Origin of the sequence: Stenotrophomonas sp. TWI169 (genome assembly GCF_039674705.1) — a bacterium.
In the GTDB taxonomy this organism is placed as follows: Bacteria; Pseudomonadota; Gammaproteobacteria; order Xanthomonadales; family Xanthomonadaceae; genus Stenotrophomonas; species Stenotrophomonas maltophilia_P.
Map to the genome: position 1 here is coordinate 139662 of NZ_JBDJOB010000007.1, position 24651 is coordinate 164312.

Below are 24651 nucleotides of genomic sequence, written 5' to 3' on the forward strand. Positions count from 1 at the left end.
CGTACGGCGTTGCCGCTCGCCATGCGTCGATCGGTCGCGCCGACCGCAGCCGGTACACCGGCTCGCCATGCGAGAATGGCCGCCACCTACGCCAGCCGCTGGAGCGAGCGCATGCAGAGCTACTACTGGGTCAAGACCTTCCACATCGTGTTCGTGGTGGCGTGGATGGCGACGGTGTTCTATCTGCCGCGCATCCTGGTGAACCTGGCCGAGACGGCCGGACAACCGGCGGTGGTCGAGCGCCTGCAGCTGATGGGCCTGCGTCTGTACCGTTTCGGCCACTCGATGTTCGGCCTGGCCTTCGTCCTGGGACTGGTGTTGTGGCTGGGCTACCGGGTCATTCCGGACTTCCCGACGATGGTCGCGCCGGGTGGTGCCGGCTGGCTGCATGCCAAGCTCGGCCTGGTGGTGCTGCTGCTGGTCTACTTCGGCTGGACCGGCCGCCTGCTCAAGGGCGTCACCAAGGGCCGGCCTCTGCCGTCCTCGCGCGCGCTGCGCTGGATCAACGAAATCCCGCTGCTGGCCTTCATTCCGATCGTCTGGCTGGTGCTGGCCAAACCCTTCTGAGCCGGCGCACATCGCGCACCTCCAGATGAATCGCCGCGTAACCTGACAAGCGGCGCGGCGCGCCTTGCAACAAATTGCATGGGCCCCGCCCGTGCGTCTCCAGATACTGCGCGCCTTCGACACAGCGGCTGCCTGCAACAGTCCCGCTATTGCTCCGCGTGGGCATGGATGGGAATGCCAGGTACTGCACGCACGCTGTGCCGCATACGTGCCCCCTCTGGAGATCCATCATGAAACATGCCCATCGTTCCGCTGCACGCGGGCGTTCCCTTGCCCTGCGTCCGCTCTCGCAATGCCTGCTGCTGGCACTGGCTCTGCCGTTGGCGCAGCACGCTTCTGCCGGCTATCTCAACGACGAGGATCACGACGTCGTGCAGGGGGACCCGACCGAGGCATGGCAGGTGACCAATGGGGCCAACCTGACGGTGACCGACGCGTCCACTTACGGCATCAATGCGACCTACGGCTCCGACGTCGTGCTCACGCGTGCGGATGTGCTGGTCCGCAACGAACGCGAGTACCTGCGCGTGCAATCGGGTTCCAGCCTGATCGCGCGCAACAGCCGCATCGACCTGGGCATGACCCAGTTCAACATCGCGGTCGATTCGTCGGCACGCCTCTACAACACGCAGATCAATTCTGTCGGTGGTGCCATCGCCTTGTACCCGGAATTCCGCGGTGGACAGGGCGACGTGTACCTTCTGATGGACAATTCCCACCTGGCGGTGGCACACCGCGACAGCACTGCCTGGTACCACAACGTCGGTCTGAGTATGGGCGCGGGCAGGGCTGACATCGTCAACGGTTCGACGATCCGGGCCAGCCGCAACGGTGCCTTCATGTACTTCGATTATCCGGGTGCGGACAACCTGGTGTTGAACGTCGACAATTCCACCCTGGAGTCGCAGACCGGTCCGGCGATCTGGGTCAATCCCGATGCCGACGTCGACGGCGAATCCGCCGAGATCAACATCCGCAATGGCGCGCGCCTGATTGCCGGTGACGGCACGCTGCTGCTGGTCAAGCACGGCGAGGAAGGGCAGGTCGGCAACGCCGCGGTGCGCTTCAACGTGGAGAACGCGGCGCTGACCGGCGACATCATTGCTGATCGCGCCTCCTACACGGGCCAGCTGGATGTCTCGCTGCGCAACCGCGCCACGCTGATCGGCCGCATCGTCGATGCGAGCTCGGTGGCGGTGGGGGAGCAGAGCACCTGGCAGCTGACCGGCGACAGCAGTGTCGGCCGTCTGCAGCTGGATGCGGGCAGCATGGTCAAGCTGGGCGACGGCGCGGGCGGCTTCAACACGCTGTCCCTGGACGAGTTCGTCGGTAACGGCGGCACGCTGGTATTCAACACGGTGCTTGGCGAGGACGACTCGCAGACCGACCGCCTGGTGATCGCCGGTGATGCGACCGGGCAGGCCAATGTGCGGGTGCTCAACGCCGGCGGCCAGGGCGCGCAGACCGACAAGGGCATCGAGCTGATCGAGATCAACGGCGCGTCCGACGCCCAGTTCGACCTGGTCGGCCGTGCGGTCGGCGGGCAGTACGAGTACTTCCTGTTCAAGGATGAGGCCGACGGCAACTGGTACCTGCGTTCGGAACTGCCGGTGACGCCGCCGGATCCCTGTGACCTGGATCCGTCGCTGCCCGACTGCGACCCGACCGGTCCGATCAATCCGGATCCGAAGCCGGTGCTGCGCCCGGAGACCGGCGCGTACCTGGCCAACCAGTACGCCGCAGGGCAGTTGTTCCGCCTGCAGCGCAGTGATCGCGACGGCAATGCGGCCGTTGCCGAGGGTGTGCACGGCTGGGCACGCGTGGACAGCCAGCAGGCGCGCCTGGGGGCCATGCAGGAGCAGCTGGATCTGCGCACGCAGCGCCATGTGGTGCAGGTGGGCGCAGACGTGGGGCTGTTCGATGAAGGGCGTGGCCGCCTGGGCGTGATGCTCGGTAGTGGGCGTGCTGACAGCACCAGCACCTCGGCGCTGACCGGCTTTGCGGCACGCGGCAAGGTCGCCGGCGTGGCCGCAGGGGTGTACGGCAGCTGGAACAATGGTCGTGCCTATGTGGACAGCTGGGTGCAGCACGGCCGCTTCAACAACCGGGTGGAAGGCGATGGCCTGGCCGCGGAGCGCTACGACAGCGACCTGTGGCAGGGTTCGCTGGAGGCGGGTTACCGCTTCGGCGTCGGCACGCTGGGCGACAGCAGGGTCAGCCTGCAGCCGGAGCTGCAGCTGGTCTACACCAACGTCAGCACGGATCGACATACCGAGCAGAACGGCACCGTGGTGCGTGGCCTGGGCGAAAGTGGCCTGTCCGGCCGCCTCGGCCTGCGCCTGGAAGCGGAATCGACCAGCACGCATGGCGCCGTGGTGACCCCGTACCTGACCGCCAACTGGTATCGCGACGCCCGCACGGGTGGCATGGCGTTCGATGACGTGGCCATGGACAGCGACGCGCCGCGCAACCGCTACGCGCTGGGTGCAGGCGCGCGGGTGGAATTCGCCAAGGGCTGGACGGGCTGGGGCGGTCTGGACGTGAGCCGCGGTGACTCCGGCTACCGCGAAGTCAGCGCCACGCTGGGCATGTCCTACAACTGGTAAGCAGATCGGCGTACGGCGGGCCCGTACGCGCAGGAACAGGGACGTATCGCCACACGGATGTGGCACCTCTGAAGCCGGGCATTGCCCGGCTTCAGGCGTTACCGTGCAGCGGAAGCAGCGATTACGCCGCCTCGTAGGTGCCGTAGCTGCGCAGGCGCTTGTAGCGCTGCTCCAGCAGTTCCCCGGTGGACAGCTTGTCCAGCGCGTCCAGCTCGTTCAGCAGCACGGCCTTCAGGCGCCGGGCCATCTGCGTCGGGTTGCGGTGGGCGCCGCCGGTCGGCTCGCGCACGACCTTGTCGACCAGGCCCAGGCTCTTCAGGCGCGGGGCGGTCAGGCCCAGCTGTTCGGCCGCGTCCTTGGCCTTGCCGGCATCCTTCCACAGGATCGAGGCGCAGCCTTCCGGGGTAATGGTCGAATACACCGCGTACTCCAGCATCACGGTGCGGTCGCCCACGCCCAGTGCCAGCGCGCCGCCCGAGCCGCCTTCGCCGATCACGGTGCAGATCACTGGCACCTTCAGTTCGGCCATTTCCATCAGGTTGCGCGCGATCGCTTCGGACTGGCCGCGCGATTCGGCGTCGATGCCCGGCCAGGCGCCGGCGGTGTCGATCAGGGTCAGCACCGGCAGGCCGAAACGCTCGGCCATCTTCATCAGGCGCAGCGCCTTGCGGTAGCCCTCGGGCTTGGGCATGCCGAAGTTGCGCTTGATCTTCTCCTTGGTGTCGCGGCCTTTCTGGTGGCCGATGACCATCACCGCGCGGCCATTGATGCGGGCCAGGCCGCCCATGATGGCCTTGTCGTCGGCAAAGGCGCGATCACCGGCCAGTTCCTGGAACTCATCGAAGATGATGCGGATGTAATCGGCGGTGTAGGGCCGCGACGGGTGGCGGGCCAGCTGCAGCACCTGCCAGGAGGTCAGGTTGCGGAAGATCTGTGCGGTACGCATGCGCAGCTTGTCCTGCAGCGCGTGCACTTCGGCCTCGACATTGACCGCCGGACCGGCACTGGCGTTGCGCAGCTCCTGGATCTTCGCTTCCAGGTCGGCGATGGGTTGCTCGAAGTCGAGGTAGTTCGGATTCATCGGAAGCCGTCGTGTAAAGAAGGAGGAAAGTGTAGCCGAACCCGGTGAAATTCCCCGTACGCCCCTGTCTGGAGCGTACGGAGGGGCTGGCCGGCAGGCAGCGCGCTGCCTTGGCCGCGCCAGCTGGACGCGGGACCTGGCGGGGCGGGATCAGCTGGCCCAGGGCGGGCTGTAGCGCACCTTCAGGGTGCGCACGGCCGGGTCGGCGCGCAGCGCTTCCATCAGCTTCGAGTCGATGCGCACGGCGCTCTGTCCGGACACGTCGAGCATGCCGGCGATACCGCCGTGCGGGCCCTTCAGCAGCAGGTCCAGGCGCAGGGGCGTGCGGCCGGGGCGATGGCGGTCGAGCAGGGCATCGATGCGCTCCCACACCGGCCGCTGCTGGCGCAGGTCCAGCCGCAGCGACAGGCGCGTAGCGTAGTTGGCGCAGACCTCATCGAAATCCCAGCACTGGCGGATGCGCAGGGCGTAGCCACCGTTGAATTCGTCTTCACGCAGGCCGCCCTTGACCACCAGGATGCGGTCCTTGGTCATCAGGTGGCCGAACTCGGCCATGGTGTCGGAGAACGCGCTGCACTCCACGCGTCCACGCCCGTCCTCGAGCTGGATGAAGATCTGGCTTTCGCCCTTGCGGCGAACGCCGACCACCTGGCCGGCCAGCACGGTCTGCACTTCCGGGCGCCAGCGCTTCTCACCGCCACCACCACCACCGCCGCTGCTGGCGCTCCAGATCTTTTCCACCGCGCCCAGATCGTTGCCGACCAGATCGCGCACGTCGTCGCGCCACGGATCGAATGGATGGCCGCTGAGGTAGAAGCCCAGCGTGTCGCGCTCGCCGTTCAGGCGCTGCAGCAGGGGCCACTCTTCGGCCTCCGGCAGGTCCAGCTGGATCGTCGCCGCGCTCGGGTCCGGCCCACCGAACAGCGAGTTCTGCCCGGAGGCGCGCTCGCGTGCCATCTGCTCGGTGGCCTTGATCACTTCCGGCAGCTGCAGCATCAGCGAGGCGCGGTTGCGGCCCAGCTCATCCAGTGCGCCGCAGTTGATCATCGCTTCCAGGGTGCGCCGGTTGAGCTTGGCCGAGCCGACGCGGGTACAGAAATCGAGCAGGTCGGTGTAGTTCCCGCCCCGCAGCCGCTCGTCCACCACCGCTTCGCAGGCACCCTGGCCGACACCCTTGATCGCACCCAGGCCGTACTGGATGGTGTCCGGCGTGGCTGCCTCGAACATGAAGGCGGACTGGTTCACCTTCGGCGGCAGCACGGTCAGGCCGAGGTTGCGCACCTCGTCGAGGAAGCCGACCACCTTGTCGGTGTTGTCCATGTCCGAAGACAGCGTGGCCGCCATGAACTCGGCCGGGTAATGGCGCTTGAGCCACGCGGTCTGGTAACTGACCAGCGCGTAGGCAGCGGCGTGCGACTTGTTGAAGCCGTAGCCGGCGAACTTCTCCATCAGGTCGAAGATCTCGTCGGCCTTGGGGCCGTCGACGCCGCCCTTGGCCGCGCCCTCGCGGAAGATCTCGCGGTGCTTGGCCATTTCGGCCGGCACCTTCTTGCCCATCGCACGACGCAGCAGGTCGGCGCCGCCCAGCGAGTAGCCGCCGACGATCTGCGCCATCTGCATCACCTGCTCCTGGTACACCATGATGCCGTAGGTGTCCTTGAGGATGGCTTCGGTGCGCGGATCGGGATAGATGATCTCTTCCTGCCCGTGCTTGCGCGCGTTGAAGGACGGAATCAGGTCCATCGGGCCGGGGCGGTACAGCGACACCAGCGCGATCAGGTCTTCGAAACGGTCGGGGCGTGCGTCCTTCAGCAGGCGGCGCATGCCCGAGGATTCGAACTGGAAGACCGCACCGGTGTTGCCGTTGGCGAAGATGTCCTTGTAGGTCGGCGCGTCGTCCAGCGGGATCGCCGCGATGTCCACCGGCGGGATGCCGGCGCGCGCGTGGCGCTTGTTGATCGCCTTCACTGCCCAGTCGATGATGGTCAGCGTGCGCAGGCCAAGGAAGTCGAACTTCACCAGGCCCACTTCTTCCACGTCGTTCTTGTCGAACTGGGTGACCGGATTCTTGCCGATGCCGTTCTCGTCGTGTTCGGCGTACAGCGGGCAGAACTCGCTCAGCGGCTCGGGGCCGATCACCACGCCACCGGCGTGCTTGCCGGCGTTGCGGGTGAGGTCTTCCAGCTGCAGCGCCAGATCGATCAGGTCACGGACATCGTCTTCGGTTTCGTAACGCTGGATCAGCTCGGCCGATGCCATCTCCGAGCCCGGGCCTTCCTTGCCCTTGCCGAGCGCATCCTTCAGGTGGATGCCGAGGATGTTCGGGATCAGCTTGGAGACGCCGTCAACCAGGCCATAGGGGAAACCGAGCACACGGCCGGAATCGCGCACCACGGCCTTGGCGGCCATGGTGCCGTAGGTGATGATCTGGCTGACGCGTTCGCGCCCGTATTTGCGTGCGACGTAGTCGATCACTTCGTCGCGGCGGTCCATGCAGAAATCGATGTCGAAGTCGGGCATCGACACGCGTTCCGGATTCAGGAACCGCTCGAACAGCAGGTTGTAGGGCAGCGGATCCAGGTCGGTGATCTTCAGCGCCCACGCCACCAGCGAACCGGCACCGGAACCACGGCCCGGGCCGATCGGGATGCCCTGGTTCTTGCCCCACTGGATGAAGTCGGCCACGATCAGGAAGTAGCCGGGGAAACCCATCTTGATGATGGTGTCGAGCTCGAATTCGAGGCGCTCGAAGTACTCCTCGCGGGTCTTGCCCGGCGCCAGCGGGTTCTTCTGCAGGCGTTCTTCCAGGCCGTCGCGCGACATCTTCTGGATCCAGGTATCCAGGGTCTCGTCGTCCGGCACCGGGTAGTTGGGCAGGAAGTAGGTGCCCAGCCGCATCTCGATGTTGCAGCGCTCGGCCAGCGCCAGCGTGTTGTCGATCGCATCGGGGATGTCGGCGAACAGCGCGCACATCTCCTCGGCCGACTTCAGGTACTGCTGGTCACTGTACTCGCGCGGCCGCTTGGGATCGTCCAGCACGCGGCCGGTCGAGATGCACACACGTGCCTCATGCGCGCTGAAGTCCGACGGTGCAAGGAAGCGCACATCGTTGCTGGCCACCACCGGCAGGCCGCGCTGGCCGGCGGCCATCAGCGCGAAGCGGTTGAAGGCCTCCTCGCCATCGCGGCCGGTGCGGGTCAGCTCCAGGTGCAGGCCATCGCCGAACACCCGCTGCCAGTCGGCCAGATGCTGCTCGGCAAGGTCGTGCTTGCCGTCCAGCGCCAGGCGCCCGGCCAGGCTCTCGCGCCCGGCCAGCGCGAACAGGTTGGCGTTGCCCGCCTTCAACCAGTCCGGATGCACGGCGACGCCGCCTTCCGGACGATGGCCCTCCATCCAGGCACGGGTCAGCAGCCGTGACAGGCTCAGGTAGCCTTCGCGGTCGCGGCACAGCAGGGTCATCCGCCACGGGTCCTGGCCCTCCTCGGCGATCATCACGTCGGCGCCGGCGATCGGCTTGATGCCCACGCCTTCGGCTGCCTTGTAGAACTTGATCAGGGCGAACAGATTGTTGAGGTCGGTCACCGCCAGCGCGGGTAGGCCCAGCTCGACCGAGCGTGACAGCAGGTTGGCCTGCTTTGCCTTCTTCGGGTCGGCCTGGTCCGGCTTGGCCGGCACACGGATGGTCGAGTCCGCCAGCGAGAACTCGGTGTGGACGTGGAGATGTACGAAACGGGAGTTGGACATGCCGGACCAGGTTGGAGCGCGGGGGCCCCGGGTGCCGACGGGAGTTCGTCGCCGGGGTCGGGAAGCGCTGGAATGCCCGGTCAGGGTAGCGAGGGCAGGGAGAGGCGACAAGCTCTTGACGGCGCGTCGATTGCGCGAACATGCCGCCGGGCATGGCCCGGCGCTACCGCCGCAATGTGGGCGCACGATGCCGCCGGGCCATGCCCGGCGGCGGTTGTTCAGGCGATGGCCGCGGCCGCCGGGTTTTCCAGGCATTCACGCACCGGGGCGAAACTGCGCCGGTGCTCGCCACAGGGGCCGTGTTCACGCAGTGCCGCCAGGTGGGCCGGAGTGCCGTAGCCCTTGTGCTGGTCGAAACCGTAGTGCGGATGCTGTACGTGCAGGTCCTGCATGTACCGGTCGCGCGACACCTTGGCTAGGATCGAGGCCGCCATGATCGCGCGGTCGATGCCATCGCCACCAACCAGCGCCTGCGCCGGCAGTACCAGCCCCTTCGGAACCACGTTGCCGTCGATGCGGGCGAAGCCGGCCACGTGGGCCACGGCCGCCACCACGTCGCGCATGCCCTGCAGGGTGGCCTGGTAGATGTTCAGGCGGTCGATCGCTGCTACGTCCACCAGCACCACATGCCAGGCCAGGGCGCGATCGATGATTCGATCGTACAGCTGCTCGCGGCGCGCGGCGGTGAGCTGCTTGGAGTCATCCAGGCCGTTGATGCGCGGGCGGGCAGGATCGAATACCACCGCCGCGACGGCGACCGGCCCGGCCAGCGGGCCACGGCCGGCCTCATCGACACCGGCGACCAGGCGGTCCGGTTCAACCCGCAGTGAACCGTCGAACAGGGCCAGGCTGGCTGCGGCGGCGTGGCGGCGGCTCATGCCTTGTCCAGCTCGCGTACGAGCAGCTCGCCGACAGCGTCGGCGGCGCGTGCCGAGGCATTGCGGCGCAGGCGTTCATGCAGGCGCGAATAGGTTCCCTGCAGGTCGGCGGCCCGTTGCGGATGGTCGAACCACTGCTGGATGGCGGCGGCCAGCTTGTCCGGCGTGCAGTCGTGCTGCATCAGCTCCGGTGCCAGGTCCTGGCCGGCCAGGATGTTGGGCAGGGCGAAGCGGTCGACCTTGATCAGGCCCAGCGCCTTGACCAGGCGGTAAGTCAGTTCGTTGACGCGATAGCCGACCACCATCGGCCGCTTCACCAGCATGGCTTCCAGGGTCGCGGTACCGGAGGCGAGCACCACCACGTCGGCGGCGATCATGGCGTCGCGGGCCTGGCCATCAAGCACATGCGAGTAGGCGACCGGCAGCGCCGAACGCGACAGCTGTTCCTCGATCAGGCGACGGCAGGCGGCATTGGCGGCAGGCACCACGACGTGCAGCCCCGGAATCCGCTCGGAAACCTGCCACGCAGCCTCGAAGAACGGCTCGCCCAGGCGCGAGATCTCGCCCAGGCGGCTGCCCGGCAGCACCGCCAGCACCTTGGCCGTGGCCGGCAGGCCCAGCGCGGCACGGGCTTCGTCGCGGTTGCCCTGCAGCGGAATGTCATCGGCCATCGGATGACCGACAAAGCGCGCGTCGATTCCGTGCCGGGCGTAGATGGGGGGTTCCATCGGGAACAGGCACAGCACGAGGTCGGCACTGTTGCCGATCTTCTCGGCGCGCTTCTCGCGCCACGCCCAGACCGAAGGGCTGACGTAATGCACGGTGCGCACGCCACGCTGCTTCAGCCAGCGCTCGATGCCCAGGTTGAAGTCCGGCGCATCGATGCCGATGAACACGTCCGGCTGCCACTCGAGCGCGCGCTGGCGGAAGGCCGAGCGCAGCTTCAGCAGGCGCGGCAGGTGGCGCAGGACTTCGGTCAGCCCCATCACCGCCAGTTCGCTGGCGTCGTGCCAGGTCTGGCAACCGGCATTGCGCATGGCATCGCCGCCGATGCCGGCGAACTCGGCGTTCGGGAAGCGGGCCTTCAACTCGCGCACCAGGCCGGCACCGAGCAGGTCGCCGGAGGCCTCACCGGCCACCAGTGCGATCCGCAACGGCCGCTCGCTGAGCACCCGCTGTGCAGGCACGCTGCCGGCCAGGGAGGCCAGCGGAATGACAGCGGCGCCGGCCGGCGCCTGGCCGGACGTGCTGCTCATCGCAGCAGGGGCCTCTCTGCGTGTTCGATGAACTCCAGCATGGACTTCACGTCCTCGCTGTCGCGCGCCTGTTCCACCAGCTGCTGCTTGGCTTCGGCCAGCGGCAGGCCGGCCACGTACAGGGTCCGGTAGGCACGCTTGATGGCGGAGATGCGTTCGGCATCGAAACCGCGGCGCTTCAGGCCTTCACTGTTGATGCCGCGCGGACGGCCCAGCGAATCGGAGCCCACCATGGTGAACGGCGGAACATCGCCGTTGGTCAGCGCACCCATGCCGAGGAAGGCGTGGGCGCCGATGCGGCAGAACTGGTGGGCACCGGCGAAGCCGCTGATGATCACGTAGTCGCCGACAGTAACGTGGCCGGCCAGCGTGGTGTTGTTGGAGAACACGCAGGCGTTGCCGACGTGGCAGTCGTGTGCCACATGCGTATAGGCCAGCATCCAGTTGTCGTCACCGATCGTGGTGATGCCACCGCCGCCGCCGGTACCGCGGTTGACGGTGACGAACTCGCGGAACACGTTGCGGTCGCCGATCACCAGTTCGGTGCGTTCACCGGCGAACTTCTTGTCCTGCGGCTCGCCGCCGATGGCTGCGTGGCCGATGAAGCGGTTGTCGCGGCCGATCCGGGTCGGTCCGAGAATGCTGCAGTGTGGGCCGACGACCGTGCCTGCGCCGATGTCCACATCGGCACCGATCAGGGTGAAGGCACCGACCTGCACATCGTCGGCCAGCCGGGCGGACGGGTCGATGACGGCGGTGGGGTGGATCCGTGGGGCGTTGTCAGTCATTCCTGGCTCCGTTATGGCTCAGCCCTTGGCACCGGCGCACATGACCTCGGCAGAGGCCACCACTTCGCCGTTGACCTTGGCTTCGCCGTAGTACCAGCCCATGTTGCGGATCAGCCGCTTCATCTGCACGTCCAGCAGCAGCACATCGCCCGGCACCACCTGCTTGTTGAAGCGGGCGTTCTCCACCTTGACCATGTAGAACAGCTTGGACTGCGCATCGCGGCCGAGCGAGAGCTGGGTCATCACACCGCCGGCCTGCGCCAGTGCCTCGATGATCAGCACGCCGGGCATGATCGGGCGGCCCGGGAAATGGCCCTGGAAGAACGGCTCGTTGATGCTCACGTTCTTCTGGGCAAGGATGCGCTTGGCGTCCACATCCAGCTCGAGGACCTTGTCCACCAGCAGGAACGGGTAGCGGTGCGGGATCAGCTCCTGGATCTGGAGGACATCGATCGGAAGCTGCAGCGTGTCGTTCATTCTTTCTCCTTGCTCACAGCCAGGATGCGCCGGGCCAGCGTATCGAGCTGCTTGAAGCGCGCGGCGTTCTTGCGCCACGTGCGGTTGTCGGTCAACGGGGTGCCGGACGAATACTCGCCCGGCTCATGGATGGAGTTGCGCACCACCGATTTGCCGGTGATCACCACCTTGTCGCAGATCTCCAGGTGGCCGACCACGCCTACGTGGCCGCCGAGCAGGCAGTAACGTCCGATCTTGGCGCTGCCGGCAATGCCGGTGCAGCCAGCGATGGCCGAGTGCGCGCCGATCTGCACGTTGTGTGCGATCTGCACCAGGTTGTCCAGGCGCACGTCTTCGTCCAGCACGGTGTCTTCCAGCGCGCCGCGGTCCACACAGGTGTTGGCGCCGATTTCGCAGTCGTCGCCGATGCGCACGCCGCCAAGCTGCGGCACCTTGATCCACCTGCCCGCGTCCATCGCCAGGCCGAAGCCATCGGCGCCGAGCACGGCGCCGGGGTGGACGCGCACCCGCTTGCCCAGCCGGACGCGGGTGACCAGGGTGACCCGGGCGATCAGTTCGCAGCCGTTGTCCAGGCTGCAATCCTCGCCGATCACGCTGCCGGTGCCGATGATGCAGTTCTCGCCGACCACGCTGCGGGCGCCGATGGACACGAACGGACCGATATGGGCGCTGGCTGCGACCTGGGCGGTGGGATCGATGACGGCGCTGGGATGGATGCCCGGCGGGCGTGTCGGTGCGATGTCGAACAGCGCGGCGATCTTGGCAAAGGTGGTGTACGGGTCCTTGGCCACGAGCGCGGCGCCGGGAGCCGCCTCGGCATCGTCGGCACGCAGTACCACCAGCGAGGCCTGGCTGTCGGCCAGCTGGGTGCGATAGCGCGGATTGGCGAGGAAGGTCAGCTGGCCAGGGCCGGCATGGGCGAGGGTGGCCACGCCATGGATGGCGGTGGCGGGGTCGCCATGGACCTGCAGGCCGAACTGCTCGGCGAGTTGCTGGGCGGTGTAGGAGGGAGTATTCACGGCGGGAGTTTAACGTGTGACGCCATTGCGGTCATGCGGGGGGCAGTTGTGCAGCCAACGGCGGGGCCCCTCGCGGCCGGCAGAGCCAGGCTCATGGGCTGGGTCGGACGGGTCGGGGCTGCGGGGGACGGCGCAAGTACGTCCCTGTAGCCTTGATCGCCGCATCCATGCGGCTCACACCCCCGCAGCCCCGATCCGCCCGACCTCTGACAGCGTGGCGCGAGTGCCAGCCGCGGAAAACAGAAAAGATCAAAAGCGGATCGTGCGCTTCAGCCATCCGGGTTAAACGAAAACGCCGGGCAGAGCCCGGCGCTTCGTACCCCGTCTGGTGGAGAGCCCCCCTTCTGTTAAGGGGGGCGCGCCAGCGGCGCGGGGGATAGGAGGAATGCGCGTGCAGTTCCGATGAGCCGCAGGGCGGTTCGTCAGAACTGCCCGCCGAAGGTGAATTGCAGGCGCTCGATCTTGTCGTCGTCTTCCTTCTTCAGCGGGAACGCATAGCTGATCGAGATCGGGCCGACCGGGGCGCGCCACAGCAGGGCCACACCGGTGGACACACGCAGTTCGTTGGCCTTGAAGTTGTCGGCGCCGTTGTAGACGTTGCCGAAGTCGACGAAGGCCGACACGCGGGCCGACGGACTGTCGAACAGACGCGGGAAGTAGGCTTCGATCGAACCGACGGTCTTCAGCGAGCCACCCAGCGGCTGGCCCTCCGGATAGCCCATGGTGACTTCGCGCGGGCCCAGCGTGTTGTCCTCGAAGCCGCGCACCGAGTTGGTACCGCCGGCGTAGAAGTTCTCGTAGAACGGCAGGCCGCTGGCGGTGACCGTCTTCCTGTAATCCGGTGAGCCCGGGTTGCAGTTCACGGTCTGCACCGGGTTCGGGTTGGCCTCGGTCGGCGCGGTGTAGCAGAGATCACGCGAGGTGTCCTTGCCGTAGCTGTCGCCGTAGCCGATTTCCGCACGCGTGTTGATCACCAGCGACGGCATGATCGGCCAGTACTTGGAGATCTGGTAGTTCAGCTTGTAGTACTCGACGGTCGAACCCGGCAGCGTGGTCTCCAGGCCGATGCGCTGGTAGGTACCGCGGGTCGGCATGAAGTAGTCGTTGCGCGAGTCGCGTGCCCAGCCGAGCTCGGTGCGCCAGGCATGGAAGGTGCGGCGGCCGACGGCGTTGATGTAGTCGATGATCGATTGCGGCGTTGCGTTCTGGTACGTCGAGATCTGGTTGCTGTCGATGCCGAACATCAGCGAGACCGAGTCGGTTTCGGTCAGCGGCACGCCGAACACCACCTGCGCTGCACCGTTGGTGCTGTTGTACTGCGCGGTGTTGAAGTCGGAGTAGTCCAGTTCGCGCCAGGACAGGTTGTAGCCCAGCGACACGCCGTCATCGGTGAAGTACGGGTTGGTGTAGCTGAAGCCATAGCGCTGCAGGTAGCTGCTGCGCGAGGCTTCCACCGACACGCGGTTGCCGCCGCCGAGGAAGTTGTTCTGCGACAGCTGCACGGAGGTGGTCATGCCGTAGGACTGCGAGTAGCCCAGGCCGAACACGAAGCTGCCGGAAGTGGTTTCCTTGACGTTGTAGACGACGTCGACCTGGTCGTTGCTGCCGCTGACGGCCGGGGTTTCCACATCCACCGATTCGAAATAGCCCAGGCGCTGCAGGCGGATCTTGGAGCGGTCGATCGCGGCCTGCGAGTACCAGCTGTTCTCGAACTGGCGCATTTCGCGACGCATCACCTCGTCGGAGGTGCGGGTATTGCCGCGGAAGACGATACGACGCACCGACACGCGTGGGCCCGGCACCACCTGCATGTTGATGGCAACGGTCTGGTCAGCACGGTTGGTGGTCGGGATCGGGTTCACCTTGGCGAACGCGTAGCCGATGTTGGACAGCGAGTTGGTGATCGTGTCCGAGCTGAATTCCAGCAGCGCCCGCGAGAAGGTGTCGCCGGACTTCTGGATCACCATGCGCTCCACGTCCTCCTGCGGGAGGATGGTGTCGCCGCTGACCTTGATCTCGGAGATCTTGTACTGCTCACCCTCGGTCACGCCGGCGGTGAGGAACATGTCGCGCTTGTCGGGGCTGATCGACACCTGGGTGGAGTCGATGCTGAAGTCGACGTAGCCCCGGTCGAGGTACCACGAGTTCAGCTTTTCCAGGTCGCCGGACAGCTTTTCCTTGGAGTACTGGTCATCGCGGCGGTACCACGAGGCCCAGTTGTGCTCCTTGGATTCCCAGGTTTCCAGGATGTCCTTGCTGTCGTACTTCTCGGTGCCGACCAGGTTGACATGGCGGATCTTGGCCGCCTTGCCTTCCTTGATCGCGATGGCGATGTCCACACGGTTGCGGTCCAGCGGGCTCACCGTCGGGGTGATCTCGACGTTGTACTTGCCGCGGTCGTTGTACTGGCGGCGCAGTTCCTGGGTCACGCGGTCCAGGCTCAGGCGATCGAACGTGCCACCTTCGGTCAGGCCGATGTCGGACAGGCCCTTGAGCAGCTGGTCGGACTTGATGTCCTTGTTGCCGGTCACGGTCAGCTTGTTGATCGCCGGGCGTTCCTTGACCGTCACCACCAGGATGTTGCCCTGGCGGTCCAGCTGCACGTCCTCAAAGAAGCCGGTCTTGTACAGGGCGCGGATGGTTTCGCCGACCTTGCTGTCGGTGACCGTCTCGCCACGCTCCACCGGCAGGTAGGTGAATACCGTACCCGAGCTGATGCGCTGCAGGCCGTCGACGCGGATGTCGCTGACAGTGAAGGGCTCGGCTGCCTGGGCCAGGGCGGGAGCGCCGGTGACGGCGGCGAGGGCGAGGGCCAGCAGGCGGCGATTGGGGAGTCGCGTCATGTCACGTCCGGTAGGAAGGTCGATTTCATTGGTGCGGGATGCCGACGCTGTAGACGGCAACAACGTGGAAAAGTTCATCGCGGGACCAGGCCGAGGATGTCGTTGTAGAACGCCAACCCCATCAGCCCGGCCAGCAACGCCAGGCCGATGTACTGGCCGGCGGCGATGGCACGCTCGCTCAGCGGGCTGCCCTTGACCAACTCGATAAGGTAATACAGCAGGTGGCCGCCGTCCAAGATCGGGATCGGCAGCAGATTGATGATGCACAGGCTCAGCGACAGCAGCGCGAGGAACTGCAGGAACCAGTCGAGCCCACGTTTGGCCGATACATTGGCCACACGGGCGATGGTGACCGGGCCGGAAACGTTCTGCAGCGAGGCCTTGCCGGTCACGATGCGGGCCATCATGCCCAGCGAGTCGGCGGCCAGCCGGCCGGTTTCACGCACCGCCACGGTGACCGCGTCCAGGGGCCCGTAACGCAGCAGGGTGTCGTAGGCCGGGCTGTAGGTGGTGGGGAAACCGACGCCGATCTGCCAGACCGGCTCGCCCTTGCCGTCCTTGCCCTGGCGCGGAGTCACTTCCAGTGCCAGCCGCTCGCCGCCACGCAGGACTTCGATCATGCCGGGGCCGCCGGTGCGGCCCAGGGCCTGGATTTCGCCGATCACCTGGTCGACGCTGTCAATGCGCTGCCCGTCGATGGCCACGATGAGGTCGCCCGGCTGCAGCTGGCCCGCAACAACGGAATCCGGTGTGAGCCTGTCGACCAGGGCGGGCTGCAGCCATGACTGCCAGTACAGGCCCGCCAGGATCGGCACCCGTCGTTCATCGAAGCCTGCCGGCAGCTGCGACAGCGGCAGGGTACGGGCATGCACCTGATCGCTGCGGTCGATCACGTCCAGCGTGACATCACGACGGTCCATCGCTGCCGCGGTCAGGGCCATGCTGGCCTCGCCCAGGGTGCTGACCGGGCGGTCGTCCACGCGCAGCACGCGGTCACCACTGTTGAGCCCCGCCGTCGCCGCGATGCCGCTTGTTCGGCCGAGGGTGGGCGAATAGTCCTGCTTGCCGATCACGAACATCGCCCACAGCAGCAGGATGCACAGCAGCAGGTTGGCGACCGGCCCGGCAGCAACGATGGCGATGCGCTGCCAGACCGTCTTGTGGTTGAACGCCTGGCCGCGTTCCTGCGGATGCACCTCGACTTCGCGCTCGTCGAGGAATTTCACATAGCCGCCCAGCGGAATCGCAGCAATGGCGAATTCGGTTCCATGCCGGTCGCGCCGCGACCACAGCGGCCGGCCAAAGCCGACAGAGAAGCGCAGCACCTTGACTCCGCACAGGCGGCCGACCCAGTAATGCCCGAGCTCGTGGAAGGTGACCAGCAGCCCCAGGCTGACAATCATCCACCAGACCGATCCGATGAAGTCAGTCATGCAGGCTCACGTTGGCGGGCAGGGGCGGCGTCGTCATGCAGGGCTGGGCAGGCGGGCGGTTCAGGCGGCGTCGATGGCGTTCAGGGTCAGCAGGCGTGCGCGCTGGTCGGCGGACAACAGGACCTCCAGTGTATCGGCTGGCTCGGTCGGCAGTGTTGAAAGAGCGTTAGCAACCAGCGCCGGGATGGTCAGGAAACCGATCCGGCCCTGAAGAAACGCTGAAACGGCCTCTTCGTTGGCGGCGTTCAGCATCGCCGGGGCGGTGCCACCGGCGCGCATCGCCTGCCAGGCCAGCGCCAGGCAGGGGAAGGCCTCGGTATCGGGCGCCTCGAAATCCAGCCGGCCCTGCGCCAGCAGATCCAGCCCGGCCACGCCCGAGGTGATGCGTTGCGGCCAGCCCAGGCCAACGGCCAGGGTGGTGCGCATGTCCGGCAGGCCCATCTGCGCCAGGGTCGAGCCGTCGACGAATTCGACCAGCGAATGGACCAGGCTCTGCGGATGGACCAGCACCTCGATGCGTTCACCTGGCACGGCGAACAGATGGTGGGCCTCGATCACTTCCAGGCCCTTGTTCATCAGGGTCGCGGAATCGACCGAGATCTTCGGCCCCATCGACCACTTCGGGTGGGCCACGGCCTGGGCCGGGGTGACCTGCGCCAGTTCGGCGCGGCTGCGGCCACGGAACGGGCCACCGGAGGCGGTGAGCAGGATCCGGCGCACCCCGGCGCCTTCGAGGCTGGCGTCGCGCGAGCGCAGGCACTGGAAGATGGCGCTGTGCTCACTGTCGATCGGGATGATCTCGGCCCCGGCACGTTCGGCGGTACGGGTCAGCAGTTCGCCCGCCAGCACCAGTGATTCCTTGTTCGCCAGCAGGATGCGCTTGCCCGCGGCGGCGGCGGCCAGGGTCGAGGACAACCCTGCCGCGCCGACGATGGCGGCCACCACGGTGTCGCAGGCGTCACTGGCGGCCAGCTGGTCCAGCGCTGCCTGGCCGGCGTGGGCCTGGGTGGCCAGGCCGGCCTCGCGCAGGCCGTCGCGCAGCGCAGGGTACAGGGCCTCGTCGGCGATCACCGCGTGCAGCGGCTGATGCTGGCGGCACAGCGCAAGCAGCGCCTGCACCTGGCGGCCGGCGGCAAGCACGGTGGCCCGGTAGCGCTGCGGATGGCGCGCGATCACATCCAGGGTGGAGGCACCGATCGATCCGGTGGCGCCGAACACGGCGACCCGGCGCAGGTCTGCTGCTGCATGCATGGTCAGAATCCGAAGATTTCCTTGCCCAGCGCGAACACCGGCACGGCTGCCAGGACGCCGTCGACACGGTCGAGCACGCCACCATGGCCCGGGATCAGGTTGCCCGAGTCCTTGGCACCGGCATGGCGCTTGATCAGGCTCTCAAACAGATCGCCCAGCACCGAGGCCAGCACGGCGACCACGGACGTGATCAGCAGGCCCGGCAGGTGGGCCAGGTCGATACCGGCCAGCCAGCCCAGGCCGACGGCCACGGCCACGCCGGCCAGCAGGCCGCCGACCAGGCCTTCCCAGGTCTTGTTCGGGCTGATGCGCGGGGCCAGCTTGTGCCTGCCGAAGCGGCGGCCGGCAAAGTAGGCGCCCGAATCGGCGGCCCAGACCAGCGCCAGCGCGGCCAGCAGCCACAGATGCCCCTGCTGGCCGGGCGGGTCGCCGCCGGCGTGGATCAGCACCAGTGCGGCCCAGGCCGGCACGATGGCCAGTGTGCCGGCCAGCAGCTTGAGGATGCGCGCGGGGCTGCCCGGCTGTGCACCGAAGTTGAAGAAGCGCAGCCAGACCAGCGCCGCCAGCCACCAGGCGACGCCGACCAGCGTGGTGATCTGGAACAGCACCAGGGTACTGCCGTCGGCCCACACCAGCAGCACCATCAGCAGCAGGTTCAATACCAGCAGCACGGTGCGCGCCAGGGTGTCTTCGACGTCGGCCAGCTTCAGCCATTCCCACAGGCCGATCAGCAGGACGGCGGCGGCCGCGGCGGCCAGCCATTGCGTCGGCAGCAGCAGGATCGCGGCAATGGCGACCGGCGCCATGATCAGCGCGGCGAGGACTCGGGTCTTGGTCATGGGCTGGACGTCTCGGTGGCCAGGGCGGCGATCTGGGCGCTGGTCAGGCCGAAGCGGCGCTCACGGCCCGCATAGGCATCCAGCGCCTGTTGCAGCATCGCGGCGTCGAAGTCCGGCCACAGTGCCTCGGTGAACCACAGCTCGGTATAGGCCAGCTGCCACAGCAGGAAATTGCTGATGCGGGTGTCGCCACCGGTGCGGATGAACAGGTCCGGTGCCGGCAGGTCGGCCAGGGCCATCTGCCGGCCCAGCAGCGCCTCGTCGATCTGTTCGGGCAGCAGGCGACCGGCCGCCACTTCGGCAGCCAGTGCGCGCGCCGCGCGGGCGATGTCCTGGCGGCCGCCATAGCTGGCGGCGATCGACAGGGTCAGCGTGGTGTTGCCGGCGGTGCGCTGTTCGGCCAGCTGCATGCGGCTGACCAGCGAGGCGCCGAAGCGCTCGCGCTCGCCGATGAAGCGCACGCGCACGCCGCGGCGGTGCAGCTCGTCCACTTCGCGGTCGAGCGCACCCAGGAACAGCTTCATCAACGCATCGACTTCGTCCTGCGGCCGGCCCCAGTTCTCGCTGGAGAAGGCGAACAGGGTCAGCGCCGGGATGCCCAGTTCAAGGCAGCGCTCGATGGTGCGGTTGACCGCGCGCGCGCCGGCACGGTGGCCGATCACGCGCGGGCGGCGGCGCTGCTGTGCCCAGCGTCCGTTGCCATCCATGATGATGGCGACGTGGCGGGGCAGGGCGGCCGGCAGGGGAGGCGGGACTGAAGGCATCGACTTCAGACCGACAACAGTTCCTTTTCCTTGTCCGCGACGACCTTGTCGACATCCTTGATGTTGCTGTCGGTCAGCTTCTGGATATCGTCTTCGCCGCGCTTCTTCTCGTCTTCGCTGATCGCCTTGTCCTTGACCAGCTTGGCGATTTCCTTGTTCGCGTCCTGACGGATGTTGCGGATCGCGATCTTGGCGCCTTCGCCTTCCTTCTGCACCTGCTTGACCAGTTCCTTGCGGCGCTCTTCGGTCGGCGGCGGCATGTTGATGCGGATCGCGGTGCCCAGCGTATTCGGGGTGAACTCGGCGTTGTACAGCCCCTTCTCGATCTCCTTGATCATGCTCTTGTCGAACGGCGTGACCAGCAGCGAGTGGGCGTCGGCGTTGGAGATCGAGGCGACCTGGTTCAGCGGGGTGCTGGCATTGCCGTAGGCATTGACGGTGACGCGGTCCAGCAGGGCCGGAGTAGCACGCCCGGTGCGGATCGAGGTGAGGGTGTGCTTCAGAGCGTCGATGCTCTTGGCCATGCGCGTCTGCGCGTTGTTCTTGATGTCGTTGAGCATCGCCCGGGTCCTGGATGTAACTGGAATCGGGCGATTATAGGCGAATACGGGACGCTGCCGGGCCTGGATCGGCCCGGGCGTCGCCTTGCGCTCAGGCTCAGGCCGGGTCGCGGCCCTGGACCAGGGTGCCGATGTTCTCGCCGCTGAGGATCTTCAGCAGCTCGCCCGGCTGGCCCATGTCGAACACCCGCATCGGCAGATCGCTGTCGCGGGCCAGTGCGAAGGCGGCGGTGTCCATCACTTCCAGGCCGCGGCGGATCACCTCGTCGTAGCTCAGGCTGTCGAAGCGGACCGCGTCGCTGTGCTTGTTCGGATCCTTGTCGTACACGCCATCGACCTTGGTGGCCTTGAGCAGCAGGTCCGCACCGATCTCGATGGCACGCAGGGCTGCGCCGGAATCGGTGGTGAAGAAGGGGCTGCCGACGCCGGCGGCGAAGATCACCAGCCGGCCTTTTTCCAGGTGACGGATGGCGCGGCGGCGGATGTAGTCCTCGCACACGTCGTTGATCTTGATCGCGCTCATCACGCGGGCCTTGGCGCCCAGCTTCTCCAGGGCATCCTGCATGGCCAGCGCGTTGATGACGGTGGCCAGCATGCCCATCTGGTCGCCGGTGACCCGGTCCATGCCGCCGGCAGCGAGGCCGGCGCCGCGGAAGATGTTGCCGCCGCCGATCACCAGTGCCACTTCGGCCCCTGCCTGCTGGGCCTCGATCACTTCACGGGCCAGGCGGTTGATGACCTTCGGGTCGATGCCGTAGTCCTCGTCTCCCATCAGCGCCTCCCCGGAGAGTTTCAGCAGGATGCGGCGATAGGCGAGCTTGGACATGGGGACCTCGGGTGCGTGGAAATCGCGGGCGATTCTACGCGCATGCGGCGCCCGGCCAAAGTGTTTTGTGCACTGCGGCGCAAAATCGGCTGGATCGCCCCGCTCATCGGGGCGTCCCGTTCAGCCCGCTTCGAGGCCGGCAGTGGCGGACAGTTCGTCGTGGCCCAGCGCGCCGGGGGAGCGGGCGATCACCCGGTTGCGGCCCAGGTTCTTGGATCGATACAGCACGTCATCGGCGGCGCGCAGCAGGTCCTGCACGTCGGCGAAGCGTTCGTAGCCCCCCTGCGTGGCCACGCCGGCGGAGAAAGTGACGAACAGCGGCCCTCCCTCGAGTTCGGCCATCGGCGTGGCGACGATGTTCGCCAGTACGCGCCGGATCACCTCCAGCGCCACCGATTCGCTGGTATTGGGCAGCAGCGCCACGAACTCCTCGCCACCGAAGCGGGCGACGGTGTCGCTGTTGCGCAGCTGGCCCTGCAGTTTGCCGGCGAAGGCGCGCAGCACCTCGTCGCCGGTCAGATGACCGTGAGCGTCGTTGATCTTCTTGAAGTCGTCCAGGTCGATGAAGGCCACCGAAAGCGGCCAGCCATGCCGGCCGGCGCGCAGGAATTCCTGCTCCAGCACCGCTTCCAGCTGGCGCCGGTTGAGTACGCCGGTCAGCGCGTCACGGTGGGCCTGGTCGGCCAGCCGCTTGGCGCGCGCCTCGAATTCATCGGCGCGTCGCCGTGCCTGGTCGGCATCCTGCAGTTCGCGCAGGTTGCGCAGGGTGGCCAGCTCCTGTGCGTGATCGATCAGTTCGTGCACCCGCGCCGGAGAATTCAGGCCGGCTTCGAACAGGCTGGCGATATCGGGCAGGGCATCGCTGATGCGGGCCAGGACCTGGTCGAAGCGGGCGCTGTCCAGATCCAGGCGGTCATGCACCTGCTGCAGCGCCCGTTCGCGGGCCGCGTCGGCGTCGCCGTCCAGCCAGATGTCGGCGACCGCGCCGGACAGCTGCACGCATGCCTGGAAGGGCGAATCGGCGGCGTCATCGTCTTCGCTGTGGCTGATGCTCTCCACCAGGTAGCGCGGCAGGCCCCACTGCTCGGCCACCCAGGCGCCGACATCGGCGTGGCTGTAGCCCAGCACGTCGCGCTCGCGGGCAACCAGGTCGAGGTTGTCGCGTGCTTCACGCAGCAGGGGCAGGTAGCGCTCGGCTTCGGCCTGGGCCAGGCACAGCACGCCCATGTCCTGCAGCAGTCCGGCCAGCATCAGTTCTTCCAGGCGGCGCAGCCCGCGCGCCTGGCCGAGCTGGCTGGCGGCCAGTGCACTGAGGATGCTGCGCTTCCAGGCCCGCTGCCGCAGGTCGTGATCGGCACCGCTGCCGGTCAGTCCCTGGGTGACCGTGAAACCCAGCGCCAGGCTGATGGTGGCGTTGAGGCCCAGCATGGTCAGTGCCTGGCCGAGATTCTCGATGCGCCGCCGGCTGGCATACAGCGGCGAGTTGGCGATGCGCAGCATGCGGGCGCTGAGCGCCATGTCGATGGCGATGATGTCGGCGGCGGTGGCGATGTCCGCTTCCGGATCCTGGGCCAGTTCGATGATGCGCAGGGCAATACCGGGTGGCGAGGGAAGGTTGCGGCAGAGCGCCAGGGCAGCTGTCAGCTCGGGAGGCATGGCGGATCGTTCAATTCCATTAGGGCAAGAATACCTAGGAATTCATCACAGTCTGCGACTTTCTATCCTGCTATGTGACTGAGGATTCCCTGCGCCGAGTATCGGCCTGATTCGCGCGCAACGCAAAGTTCACCGACGGCATAAAAAAAGAGCCGCGGTTCCCCGCGGCTCCTTGTGGTCGCTTCACAGCCGGAAGGCTGGACTCAGACCTGCATCGCCTTGGCAACTTCGGCGGCGTAGTCTTCCACCACCTTCTCGATGCCTTCGCCGACGACCAGCAGCTGGAAACCAGCGACGTCGGCACCGGCGGCCTTGACCACCTGCTCGACGGTCTTGTCGCCGTCCAGCACATAGGCCTGGCCGTACAGGGTCACTTCGCTGACGATCTTGTTGATCTTGCCGCTGATGATCTTTTCCAGGATATCGGCCGGCTTCGACTTGTCCTTCTCGGACATCTTGGCCAGTTCGATTTCCTTTTCCTTCTCGACGAAGTCGGCCGGAACGTCGGCGGCCTTGTTGTGCGGCGGCTTCAGCGCAGCCACGTGCATGGCCAGGCCGCGGGCCAGTTCGGCGTCGCCGCCGACCAGGTCCACCAGGACGCCGACCTTGCCATTGGTGTGGACGTAGGCACCCACGGTGTTGTTGCCGTCGACCTTGGCGATGCGGCGGATCTGGATGTTCTCACCCAGCTTCTGCACGGCCAGGGCGCGGGCTTCTTCGACGGTCTCGCCGGAGGCCAGCTTGGCGGTCTTCAGCGCTTCGACGTCGGCAGCGCCCGATGCCAGGGCGGCAGCGGCAACGGCGTCGACGAAGGTCTTGAAGTTGACGTCGTTGGCGACGAAGTCGGTTTCCGAGTTGACTTCGACCAGCACGGCCTTGCCGCCGTCCTGTGCCAGGCCCAGACGGCCTTCGGCGGCCACGCGGTCAGCCTTCTTGTCGGCCTTGGCAGCGCCGGACTTGCGCAGCAGTTCCGCCGCAGCGTCGATGTCGCCGGCGGCTTCGGTCAGCGCCTTCTTGCATTCCATCATGCCGGCGCCGGTGCGCTCGCGCAGTTCCTTTACCAGGGAAGCAGTGATTTCCACGGGATTACCTCACGAAAGAAAGGGGTTGGGCCGGCATGGTGGCCGGCCCGTATGACATGGTCCTGTCACGCGCCGAGGGCGGCATGCAGGAGGGGTGGGCGCTGGGGCCCACCCCGGGGCCTGGATCAGGCCTGGGCTTCGTCGCCCTTCTTGGCGGTCTTCTTGGCCGGAGCGCGACGGGCCGGCTTCTCTTCGCCTTCAGCGGCGGCTTCAGCGAACTCTTCCTCGCGCACCGAGGCGGCGTGCGGAGCAGCGGCCTTGCCTTCCAGCACGGCGTCGGCGGCGGCACGGGCGTACAGCTGCACGGCGCGGATGGCGTCGTCGTTGCCCGGGATGGCGTAATCGACCAGCTCCGGGTTGTAGTTGGTATCAACCACGGCGATCACCGGGATGCCGAGCTTCTTGGCTTCCTTGATGGCGATGTCTTCGTGGCCGATGTCGATGACGAAGATGGCGTCCGGCAGACGGTTCATGTCCTTGATGCCGCCCAGCGAGGCTTCCAGCTTGTCGCGCTCGCGACGCAGGCCCAGCACTTCGTGCTTGACCAGCTTCTCGAAGGTGCCGTCGGTTTCACCGGCTTCCAGTTCCTTCAGGCGGGCAACCGACTGCTTGACGGTACGGAAGTTGGTCAGGGTGCCGCCCAGCCAACGCTGGTTCATGAACGGCATGCCGCAACGCTCGGCTTCTTCCTTGATGGTTTCGCGGGCGCTGCGCTTGGTGCCCAGGAACAGGACGGTGCCGCGCTTCTGGGCAACCGACGAGATGAAGTTCATCGCGTCGTTGAACAGCGGGACGGTCTTTTCCAGGTTGATGATGTGGATCTTGCCGCGGGCGCCGAAGATGTACGGAGCCATCTTCGGGTTCCAGTAGCGGGTCTGGTGGCCGAAGTGGACGCCGGCTTCCAGCATCTGACGCATGGTGACCTGGGGCATTGCAGTACTCCTGATATGGAACCAGCGATTCCGCCCGCGGGACAGGTAT

18 protein-coding genes and 1 pseudogene are annotated in these 24651 nt (G+C 66.9%); 2 read left to right on the forward strand and 17 right to left on the reverse strand.

Translation table 11 applies throughout. The features are described 5' to 3' along the window. The first annotated feature begins 111 nt into the window (after positions 1-111). Both ABE543_RS07980 and ABE543_RS07985 read left to right on the forward strand, forming a co-directional pair. Entirely contained in the window at positions 112-567 is a 456-nt protein-coding gene (locus tag ABE543_RS07980; RefSeq protein WP_346475563.1) for a CopD family protein, read from the forward strand. A 230-nt stretch (positions 568-797) separates the two neighbouring features. Beyond that, on the forward strand, positions 798-3173 hold the full coding sequence (locus ABE543_RS07985; protein WP_346475559.1) for an autotransporter outer membrane beta-barrel domain-containing protein: 2376 nt from the start codon (positions 798-800) through the stop codon (positions 3171-3173). Positions 3174-3294: 121 nt separating this feature from the next. Here ABE543_RS07985 and ABE543_RS07990 read toward each other — a convergent pair whose 3' ends face one another. The 17 genes and pseudogenes from ABE543_RS07990 to rpsB form a co-directional block, all read right to left on the reverse strand. Further along, positions 3295-4254 (reverse strand): acetyl-CoA carboxylase carboxyltransferase subunit alpha, encoded by a 960-nt coding sequence (locus tag ABE543_RS07990; RefSeq protein ID WP_053519898.1) that lies wholly within the window; start codon positions 4252-4254, stop codon positions 3295-3297. Positions 4255-4404: 150 nt separating this feature from the next. Then, complete coding sequence (gene dnaE / locus ABE543_RS07995) at positions 4405-7998, reverse strand: DNA polymerase III subunit alpha (RefSeq protein WP_065174693.1); 3594 nt, start codon at positions 7996-7998, stop codon at positions 4405-4407. Positions 7999-8216: 218 nt separating this feature from the next. Further along, a complete protein-coding gene (locus ABE543_RS08000; RefSeq protein ID WP_065181173.1) occupies positions 8217-8876 on the reverse strand; it encodes a ribonuclease HII in 660 nt (219 codons plus the stop codon). Then, positions 8873-10036: pseudogene (gene lpxB / locus ABE543_RS08005) on the reverse strand (lipid-A-disaccharide synthase); the annotation flags it as partial. The pseudogene lpxB and the gene ABE543_RS08000, both read right to left, overlap by 4 nt. 92 nt (positions 10037-10128) lie before the next feature. Beyond that, positions 10129-10920, reverse strand: coding sequence for an acyl-ACP--UDP-N-acetylglucosamine O-acyltransferase (gene lpxA / locus ABE543_RS08010; protein ID WP_053519894.1), 792 nt, complete (start codon positions 10918-10920; stop codon positions 10129-10131). Positions 10921-10938: 18 nt separating this feature from the next. Further along, positions 10939-11397, reverse strand: coding sequence for a 3-hydroxyacyl-ACP dehydratase FabZ (fabZ, locus tag ABE543_RS08015; protein ID WP_053519893.1), 459 nt, complete (start codon positions 11395-11397; stop codon positions 10939-10941). Next, positions 11394-12416 carry a UDP-3-O-(3-hydroxymyristoyl)glucosamine N-acyltransferase gene (gene lpxD / locus ABE543_RS08020; protein ID WP_053519892.1) on the reverse strand — a complete coding sequence of 341 codons (1023 nt, stop codon included), beginning with the start codon at positions 12414-12416 and terminating at the stop codon, positions 11394-11396. Before lpxD ends, fabZ begins: the two co-directional genes overlap by 4 nt. A 422-nt stretch (positions 12417-12838) precedes the next feature. Then, positions 12839-15259, reverse strand: a complete 2421-nt coding sequence (gene bamA, locus ABE543_RS08025; RefSeq protein WP_065181175.1) for an outer membrane protein assembly factor BamA — start codon at positions 15257-15259, stop codon at positions 12839-12841. Between the two features lie 74 nt (positions 15260-15333). After that, positions 15334-16692: an RIP metalloprotease RseP gene (gene rseP / locus ABE543_RS08030; protein ID WP_053518305.1), complete on the reverse strand. Its 1359-nt coding sequence runs from the start codon at positions 16690-16692 to the stop codon at positions 15334-15336. Positions 16693-16752: 60 nt separating this feature from the next. Beyond that, positions 16753-17943, reverse strand: coding sequence for a 1-deoxy-D-xylulose-5-phosphate reductoisomerase (dxr, locus tag ABE543_RS08035; protein WP_053518306.1), 1191 nt, complete (start codon positions 17941-17943; stop codon positions 16753-16755). Positions 17944-17945: 2 nt separating this feature from the next. Beyond that, positions 17946-18782 carry a phosphatidate cytidylyltransferase gene (locus ABE543_RS08040; RefSeq protein ID WP_074900963.1) on the reverse strand — a complete coding sequence of 279 codons (837 nt, stop codon included), beginning with the start codon at positions 18780-18782 and terminating at the stop codon, positions 17946-17948. Next, complete coding sequence (uppS, locus tag ABE543_RS08045) at positions 18779-19546, reverse strand: polyprenyl diphosphate synthase (RefSeq protein WP_065174698.1); 768 nt, start codon at positions 19544-19546, stop codon at positions 18779-18781. The genes ABE543_RS08040 and uppS overlap by 4 nt, the downstream gene beginning before the upstream one ends. Before the next feature lie 5 nt (positions 19547-19551). Continuing rightward, the gene (frr, locus tag ABE543_RS08050; RefSeq protein WP_053518312.1) at positions 19552-20106 is read right to left on the reverse strand and encodes a ribosome recycling factor; all 555 of its coding nucleotides are present in this window, start codon (positions 20104-20106) and stop codon (positions 19552-19554) included. 97 nt (positions 20107-20203) lie between these two features. After that, positions 20204-20932, reverse strand: a complete 729-nt coding sequence (gene pyrH, locus ABE543_RS08055) for a UMP kinase (RefSeq protein ID WP_053518314.1) — start codon at positions 20930-20932, stop codon at positions 20204-20206. Between the two features lie 120 nt (positions 20933-21052). Beyond that, entirely contained in the window at positions 21053-22588 is a 1536-nt protein-coding gene (locus tag ABE543_RS08060) for an HDOD domain-containing protein (protein WP_197601085.1), read from the reverse strand. A 203-nt stretch (positions 22589-22791) separates the two neighbouring features. Beyond that, positions 22792-23670 (reverse strand): translation elongation factor Ts, encoded by an 879-nt coding sequence (gene tsf / locus ABE543_RS08065; protein ID WP_053518318.1) that lies wholly within the window; start codon positions 23668-23670, stop codon positions 22792-22794. Between the two features lie 125 nt (positions 23671-23795). Next, positions 23796-24602, reverse strand: a complete 807-nt coding sequence (gene rpsB / locus ABE543_RS08070; protein WP_053518321.1) for a 30S ribosomal protein S2 — start codon at positions 24600-24602, stop codon at positions 23796-23798. Between the last annotated feature and the right edge of the window lie 49 nt (positions 24603-24651).

Bases quoted from the DNA above. Each gene is read 5' to 3' on its own strand.
- ABE543_RS07980 (WP_346475563.1), top strand. From the start codon at position 112: ATGCAGAGCTACTACTGGGTCAAGACCTTCCACATCGTGTTCGTGGTG.
- ABE543_RS07985 (WP_346475559.1), top strand. From the start codon at position 798: ATGAAACATGCCCATCGTTCCGCTGCACGCGGGCGTTCCCTTGCCCTG.
- ABE543_RS07990 (WP_053519898.1), bottom strand. From the start codon at position 4,254: ATGAATCCGAACTACCTCGACTTCGAGCAACCCATCGCCGACCTGGAA.
- dnaE (WP_065174693.1), bottom strand. From the start codon at position 7,998: ATGTCCAACTCCCGTTTCGTACATCTCCACGTCCACACCGAGTTCTCG.
- ABE543_RS08000 (WP_065181173.1), bottom strand. From the start codon at position 8,876: ATGAGCCGCCGCCACGCCGCCGCAGCCAGCCTGGCCCTGTTCGACGGT.
- lpxA (WP_053519894.1), bottom strand. From the start codon at position 10,920: ATGACTGACAACGCCCCACGGATCCACCCCACCGCCGTCATCGACCCG.
- fabZ (WP_053519893.1), bottom strand. From the start codon at position 11,397: ATGAACGACACGCTGCAGCTTCCGATCGATGTCCTCCAGATCCAGGAG.
- bamA (WP_065181175.1), bottom strand. From the start codon at position 15,259: ATGACGCGACTCCCCAATCGCCGCCTGCTGGCCCTCGCCCTCGCCGCC.
- rseP (WP_053518305.1), bottom strand. From the start codon at position 16,692: ATGACTGACTTCATCGGATCGGTCTGGTGGATGATTGTCAGCCTGGGG.
- dxr (WP_053518306.1), bottom strand. From the start codon at position 17,943: ATGCATGCAGCAGCAGACCTGCGCCGGGTCGCCGTGTTCGGCGCCACC.
- ABE543_RS08040 (WP_074900963.1), bottom strand. From the start codon at position 18,782: ATGACCAAGACCCGAGTCCTCGCCGCGCTGATCATGGCGCCGGTCGCC.
- uppS (WP_065174698.1), bottom strand. From the start codon at position 19,546: ATGCCTTCAGTCCCGCCTCCCCTGCCGGCCGCCCTGCCCCGCCACGTC.
- frr (WP_053518312.1), bottom strand. From the start codon at position 20,106: ATGCTCAACGACATCAAGAACAACGCGCAGACGCGCATGGCCAAGAGC.
- pyrH (WP_053518314.1), bottom strand. From the start codon at position 20,932: ATGTCCAAGCTCGCCTATCGCCGCATCCTGCTGAAACTCTCCGGGGAG.
- ABE543_RS08060 (WP_197601085.1), bottom strand. From the start codon at position 22,588: ATGCCTCCCGAGCTGACAGCTGCCCTGGCGCTCTGCCGCAACCTTCCC.
- rpsB (WP_053518321.1), bottom strand. From the start codon at position 24,602: ATGCCCCAGGTCACCATGCGTCAGATGCTGGAAGCCGGCGTCCACTTC.